At 27.6% G+C, this 6,736-nt stretch carries 5 protein-coding genes; all 5 read right to left on the reverse strand.

Annotation, left to right across the window (positions count from 1 at the left end; translation table 11 throughout):
* Positions 1-5: 5 nt before the first annotated feature.
* From ACYQ44_RS07990 to pnp, 5 genes are read right to left on the reverse strand one after another with little or no spacing between them, the layout of a single operon-like run.
* The gene (locus tag ACYQ44_RS07990) at positions 6-1,091 is read right to left on the reverse strand and encodes an HD-GYP domain-containing protein (RefSeq protein WP_459996465.1); all 1,086 of its coding nucleotides are present in this window, start codon (positions 1,089-1,091) and stop codon (positions 6-8) included.
* Positions 1,092-1,100: 9 nt separating this feature from the next.
* The gene (locus ACYQ44_RS07995; RefSeq protein WP_459996466.1) at positions 1,101-2,171 is read right to left on the reverse strand and encodes an HD-GYP domain-containing protein; all 1,071 of its coding nucleotides are present in this window, start codon (positions 2,169-2,171) and stop codon (positions 1,101-1,103) included.
* A complete protein-coding gene (locus ACYQ44_RS08000; protein WP_459996467.1) occupies positions 2,168-3,181 on the reverse strand; it encodes an HD-GYP domain-containing protein in 1,014 nt (337 codons plus the stop codon). The genes ACYQ44_RS07995 and ACYQ44_RS08000 overlap by 4 nt, the downstream gene beginning before the upstream one ends.
* A gap of 14 nt (positions 3,182-3,195) precedes the next feature.
* Positions 3,196-4,416, reverse strand: a complete 1,221-nt coding sequence (locus ACYQ44_RS08005) for a M16 family metallopeptidase (RefSeq protein ID WP_459996468.1) — start codon at positions 4,414-4,416, stop codon at positions 3,196-3,198.
* Positions 4,409-6,574: a polyribonucleotide nucleotidyltransferase gene (gene pnp, locus ACYQ44_RS08010; RefSeq protein WP_459996469.1), complete on the reverse strand. Its 2,166-nt coding sequence runs from the start codon at positions 6,572-6,574 to the stop codon at positions 4,409-4,411. The genes ACYQ44_RS08005 and pnp overlap by 8 nt, the downstream gene beginning before the upstream one ends.
* Positions 6,575-6,736: the final 162 nt, after the last annotated feature.

A 6,736-nucleotide genomic window follows, 5' to 3' on the forward strand; every position in this document is an offset into this window, starting at 1 on the left:
ATATTCTAAATAGAATCTTCGATATATTTGTAATCTATTATTTTTATAATTCTTAGAGATTTCTCTTCAACGAGATCAATTATACTATTTTCTACTTTGACAATCGGTTTCATTTTATTTTGCCTATTTGTAGCAATAATTACTCCTTTTGAACCATCGCTTAACATTACTTCCATTCCAGGTGGAAATAAACCAAGGGAATTTATTAGGTTTTGGGTTAATAATGGGTCAAAGTGTTTGTTTACATAAGATAAAATATATGATAATGCTTTATAAGGGGTCCAAGGATCTTTATAACTTCTTTTACTTGTTAGTGCATCATAGACGTCAGCAAGGGATAAAGTTCTTCCATAATACGAAATATCTTGTCCTTTCTTTTTAAAAATATAGCCTGTTCCATCATATCTTTCATGGTGTTCTAAAGCACCATCAATTATTTTTTTGCTAATAATTTTAGAATTTTCAAGTATTTCTTTAGTATATAAAACATGTTTTTTAATCAACTCAAATTCTTCTGATGAAAGCTTTCTTGGGGCATTTAAAATCTCTAAGGGTATTTTTGTTTTTCCTATATCGTGTAATAAACCGCTTAAGGCAAGTTCTGTTAATTCATCTCCAGAAAATCCATCTTCCATACCTATTAAAGAGCTAATAATCATTACATTTAATGAATGAGAATATAAATACTCATCATAAGACTTTAATTTTTTTAATGGTACATACAGTTTATCAGAGAAATTGCTTTGCATTTCTTTTGTTATGGAAGTAGCAATTTCTTCCGCTTCGTTTATATTAATTTTTCCAGTAGCAATAATATTTTCAAAAAGTTGCTTTACTTTTTGAAAACTAAGATCTAATAATTCTTTGCTTATAAAACTATGAGCATGTGCAGCTTCTTTTATAGATGAATATGTTGCATTATTTTCATTTATATTTACAGGTATCTTAAATATACCATTAGATTTTATTAAATTTATTTTTTCTGGATCAATTATTGTACCCTTTTTAAGTAAAATTTTACCGTTAAAGTCTTTAATATCCATTGCTATGATCATACCACTTTTTACTTTGTTTAAGGATAAAAATTTCATAAAATCGCCTCACTCCATATAGATATAATCCAGAACTTTAACAATTCTTAAAGAAAAATCTTTACTCAAATCTAAAACATCACCATGATCAATTTTTACCAAAGGCCTTATTTTATTTGCTCTATTAGAAGCTATAACCGTTCCAAATTGCCCATTATTTAATTGTACTCTTGTTCCAACAGGGTAAATTCCAAAAGCATTTATCAATCCTTGAGCAAATTCTCCATCAAATTGTTTCTCAACATTAGATAATATAAAAGTAATAGTTTTATAAGGGGTCCATGGCCCTTTATAACTTCTTACACTTGTCAAAGCATCATAAACATCTGCAATTGATATAATTTTTCCAAAATGAGATATTTCATCAGCTTTTTTTCCTTCTAAATACCCTTTTCCATCAATTCTTTCATGATGTTCATAAATGCCACTTATAATAAATTTATCTTTTAAATTATTTTCAATAGCCAAATTTTTACCATATAATACATGATTTCTCATTATAATCATTTCTTCAGAAGTTAGAGGTCTTGGAGCATTCATGATTTCTATAGGGACTGATGTTTTTCCAATATCATGAAGAAGAGCAGAAATAGAAACATTTAATAATTCATCACCAATAATTTTATTTTCGATAGCTAAAACAGAACTAATAATCATGACATTTAAAGAATGAGTATATAAATATTCATCAAAATTTCTGAGCTTTTTCAAAGGAACAAATAATTTATCGGAATAATTATTTTCAATATCTTCTTTTATAGAAGAAGCAATTTCAATAACTGAATCTATATCAATTGTATTGTTTTCTTCCAAATTTTTAAATACTTCTTTTACTTTTTTATAATTTAAATCTAAACTTTCTTTGCTTATAACACCATGTTTTTGGGCGCTTTGAGTTAGTTTACTGACAACTTTTGTTGATTTAACGGGTATATTGAATATTCCGCTTTTTTTTAAATTGTATATAATTTCTTCATTTATTTCAGTACCTTTTTTCAATATAACTTTTCCTGTAGTATCTCTAACATCCATCGCAAGTATCATACCGTATTTAGCTTTATTAAGAGGTATTATCTTCATTCGATCACCTCTTTTATATAGATGTTTGAATCTGGTCCTATTTTTATAGGAGTATTATCAACAATAACTTCTGGGAAAAATTCAATATCACCGCGCTTTAAAACAATTCCGATTTCTCCATTGTTTAATCTAACTTTTGTTCCAGTTGGATAATAACCGCTTATTTCATATAAAAGACTTACGTAATATGGATCAAAAATGAAACCACATTTTTTTAATATCCAGGATAATGTTTGATAAGGGGTATAACCCAATTCTATTAAAGAGGTATAAGCATCTGCGACCTGAGTAATTCTTACTAAAGGAGAAATTTTTTCTCCCTTTAAATGGAATTTTCCTTTTCCATCATATCGTTCATGATGATATAATATACTATCCAATATTTCATGAGTTAATAATGATTTTAACCCTTGTAATTTTTTATACCCAACTATGTTATGTATTAAAGCATTTCTATCATCACTTTCAAAATCGTTAATAACCCTTTCTCCAAGCATTGCATAACCAATATCATGAATTAAAGCGAATTTCACTGTTTGTTTATACATAATATATGGCATTTCTATTTTTTTAGCTATAACTGAAACTATTATAGCAGTATTTAACAAATGATAAATTAGGCTATCATTGCCATATGAATTTAAAAAGTTTAAAACAATATGTTCTTTTAAATTGATAGATTTAAATATTTCTTCTGTTATATTATTTAATGAAACATATATATCTTCTTTAGAGTAATTATGAACCAAATCACCAATAGACTCAATCCATTTTGAATAAGTAATTTCATTTACTATACTTGGAATATTTTCAAAATTTTTTTGTATAAATCCAATTGTGGTCTCAACATCGTCTGAGACTTCGAGTTCTATTACATCACTAGATTTAATTAGATCAATTATTTTTTGATCTAGTTTTTGTCCTTTTTTTAAAGTTAATCTATTTTTTAAATTATAAATATCTTCTCCAATAACCATTCCTGGTTTTAAATTTGTTACTTTTATTTTCAACATCCCATCCCCTATTATTTTGGTTTTACAATGGATATATATGGATTATTACTAAAAATATTATTTGCAACATTCATTATATTTATATTTTTTTGTGAATTTATATTTTTAACGATTTCATCGATATTAATCAATTTATTAAAAGAAAGATAATAATCCAAGGCTAAAAAACCAAAATTTAATCCATTTTCTGTTTCGAGCATATATTTTCCTGACAAACGTTTTTTTCCATAGTTTATCCAATCTTCAATATTTTCTATGTTTTTAATATTTTTAATATTTTCAAAAATGGCATGATTTAATTTATCAAAATTTTCTGGAATAGTAGCAGCAAAAATTGTAAAAGTTCCATTTTCATTATAAGCTGAATAATCAGCGGATATTTCATAAGCTAAGCCAAGTTCTTCCCTGATTTTTGTGAATAAAAGAGAGCTCATTCCGCTTCCTAAAAAAGTTTTTATAATAGCAGTACTGTAAAAATCTTTCGACATTTTAGAAGGAGCTTTAAATGAATAAACAACATAAATTTGTGAAAGTTCTTCCTTTTCTTTTTCAACTTTTTCAATACTATCATTAAATTTTGGACTTTTAAATTCACATTTTTTCAAAGTTCTTTCAGGGATTAAAGTATCAACTTTTGATAATATTTTTTCTAATTCTTTTTCAGGACCTACAAGAGATAAAACTATATTTTTAGGGTTATATTTTTCTAAATAATATTCTTTTAATATTGAAGTATTTAGATTTGAGACACTTTCTTTTGTACCTAAAATTGGAAATTTAAACTCATTTGAAAACATAACTTTATGTAATTGTTCAAAAGCATTTTCTACAGGTTCATCTTCATACATAGCAATTTCATCTAAAACAATTTTTTTCTCTTTATCAATATCTTCTTTATCAAATTTTGCATTGAAAATAATATCTAAAATAATTTCTAATCCTATTTCAGAGGCTATTAATGGTACTTTTGCATAATAAGCAGTAATATTTTTACCTGTGAAAGCATTTAATGACCCACCGAATTCTTCGATGGGTCTTTTTATTTCTTCCATGTTTCTATTATATGTTCCTCTAAAAACCGAATGCTCTATTAAATGAGATATTCCAGTTAATTCAGATGGTTCATGAGCAGAACCTGATCTTACTGCAGCTATTATTGAGACACTTCTTACGTTATTTCTAGGAATTAATAATATATCTAATCCATTTCTCAAGGTCCTTTTTTTAATCATTCTTTTCCCCCGTTTTAGATTTTTCTACTGTTTTGTGATTTCTAGAATTTCTTCTGGGAGCAGTTTTTTCTCCAAATTTTTTTAATTGTATTCGACCACTATCATCTATACTAATTATTTCTACTTTCATAATATCGCCTATTTTGATAGTTTTCAATACTTCTTTTGCATCTTTTCCTAAATTGGACATATGGAGTAACCCTAATTTTCCAGGTAGTATTTCAACAAATAAACCATAATTCTCAATTCTTGAAACTCTCCCATCAAATACTTCGCCTTCTTTTACTTCTTTTATTAAGTTTTGTATATAATTTATAGCTTCGTCAATATTTTGAATATTATGGCCACTAACTTTGGTTAAACCTGTTTCATCATCTATAGATATTTCTACATCGTAATCTTTGTGGATACCTTTTATGGTTCTTCCACCAGGACCAATCACTTCAGATATTTTTTCTAATGGAATTTTTGTAGTTTTTATTAATGGTGCATATGGTGAAAGCTCTTTTCTAGGCTCTGATATAGTTTTATACATCAAATCTAAAATATGCAATCTAGCTATTCTAGCTCTTTCTAAAGCTTCTTTAAGAACTTCTTCGTTTACACCGGCCACTTTAACATCCATCTGAAAAGCCGTAATTCCATCCCTCGTGCCAGTAACTTTAAAATCCATGTCTCCAAGATGATCTTCCATTCCTAATATATCTGTTAAAACAACAAATTTATCATCTTCAAAAATTAATCCCATTGCTACACCGGCCACATGTTTTTGCATAGGTACTCCTGCATCCATTAACGCTAAAGAACCTGAACATACTGTAGCCATAGAAGATGATCCATTAGACTCCAAAATTTCAGAAACAACTCTTATTATATATGGAAATTCTTCTTCAGAAGGTAAAAGATTTTTTAAAGATCTTTCAGCCAAATGACCATGTCCAATTTCTCTTCGACTTAATCTTAGCCCTTTAACCTCACCAGTAGAAAATGGTGGGAAATTATAGTGTAACATGAATCTTCTTTCACCTTCTTCAAAAACGGTATCAATAATTTGAACATCCATAGGTTCCCCAAGAGTAACTATACCCAAACTTTGCGTTTCTCCTCTTGTAAACAAAGCAGAGCCATGAGTTTTTTCAAATAAGCCAATTTCACAAGTGATAGGTCTTATCTCATCAACCTTTCGACCATCAGCTCTGGTGTTTTCTTCTATAATCATTTTTCGCATTAATTTTTTAATTCTTTCATCATATGCTTCATATAAGAATTTTTTATTTTTATCAAATGTTTCATTATCCCATTTTTCAACATATTCAATTTGAAATTTTTCAATTAAATCTTTTCTATATGAATCTAAAGCATAATCTCTATCTTTTTTACCTTTAACTAAAATTCTTTTTTTCAATTCATTATCATCAATTAATTTTTCAAAATCCTCTACAAAATTTTCAGGAATTTCAGGGGGAGTAACTTCCCATTTTTCAATTTGAAATTCAGATACTACTTTTTGTTGGAATTCTATAATTTGTTTAATTGCCTCATGAGCAAAAAGTAAAGCTTTAACCATTTCTTCTTCTGAAACTTCTAAAGATTCACCTTCTACCATAGTAATAGCTTCTTTTGTTCCAGCAACAACAATATCCATTTTACTATTTTTTAATTCATCTTGAGTTGGAAAAACAACAAATTTATTGTCTATGTATCCCACTCTAACTCCTGCAACCATTCCATCAAATGGTATAGGAGATAAATTTAATGCAAAAGAAGCTCCTGTAATACCCCATGTTTCTATACTGTCATCATTATCCATCGAAAATGCTGTAACAATGACCTGAATATCATTGTGAAAATCTTTAGGAAATAAAGGTCTAATAGGTCTATCGATAAGTCTTGAAGATAAAATAGCTTCACTACTTGGTCTTCCTTCTCTTTTTAAAAATCCACCAGGTATTTTACCAACAGCATAAAATTTCTCCTGAAATTCTACTGTCAAAGGAAGAAAATCTATACCTTCTTTGGCTTCTTTTGAAGCAGTAGCAGTTACTAATATAGCAGATTTTCCATATTTTAATAAAACTGATCCGTGTGCTTGTTTTGCCATTTTTCCATGTTCAATTACTAATTTTCTACCAAAAATTTCTGTTTCCCATACTTTCATCTATATCACCCCTTTTAAATATAATTATAACATAAAATATGTAAATTTATTTAATTATAACTGTAAAATAACAAATCCCCAGCATAAGCTAGGGATTTAAATCTATTGATAAGATTAAGATTATTCCTAAATTTTATTAGATTCATAGATAAAAATGATTAT

This window comes from Marinitoga arctica (assembly GCF_054657315.1).

What these genes read in the sequence shown, in the direction of transcription:
- ACYQ44_RS07990 (WP_459996465.1), bottom strand. Translation starts at nt 1,091, where the DNA reads ATGAAATTTTTATCCTTAAACAAAGTAAAAAGTGGTATGATCATAGCA.
- ACYQ44_RS07995 (WP_459996466.1), bottom strand. Translation starts at nt 2,171, where the DNA reads ATGAAGATAATACCTCTTAATAAAGCTAAATACGGTATGATACTTGCG.
- ACYQ44_RS08005 (WP_459996468.1), bottom strand. Translation starts at nt 4,416, where the DNA reads ATGATTAAAAAAAGGACCTTGAGAAATGGATTAGATATATTATTAATT.
- pnp (WP_459996469.1), bottom strand. Translation starts at nt 6,574, where the DNA reads ATGAAAGTATGGGAAACAGAAATTTTTGGTAGAAAATTAGTAATTGAA.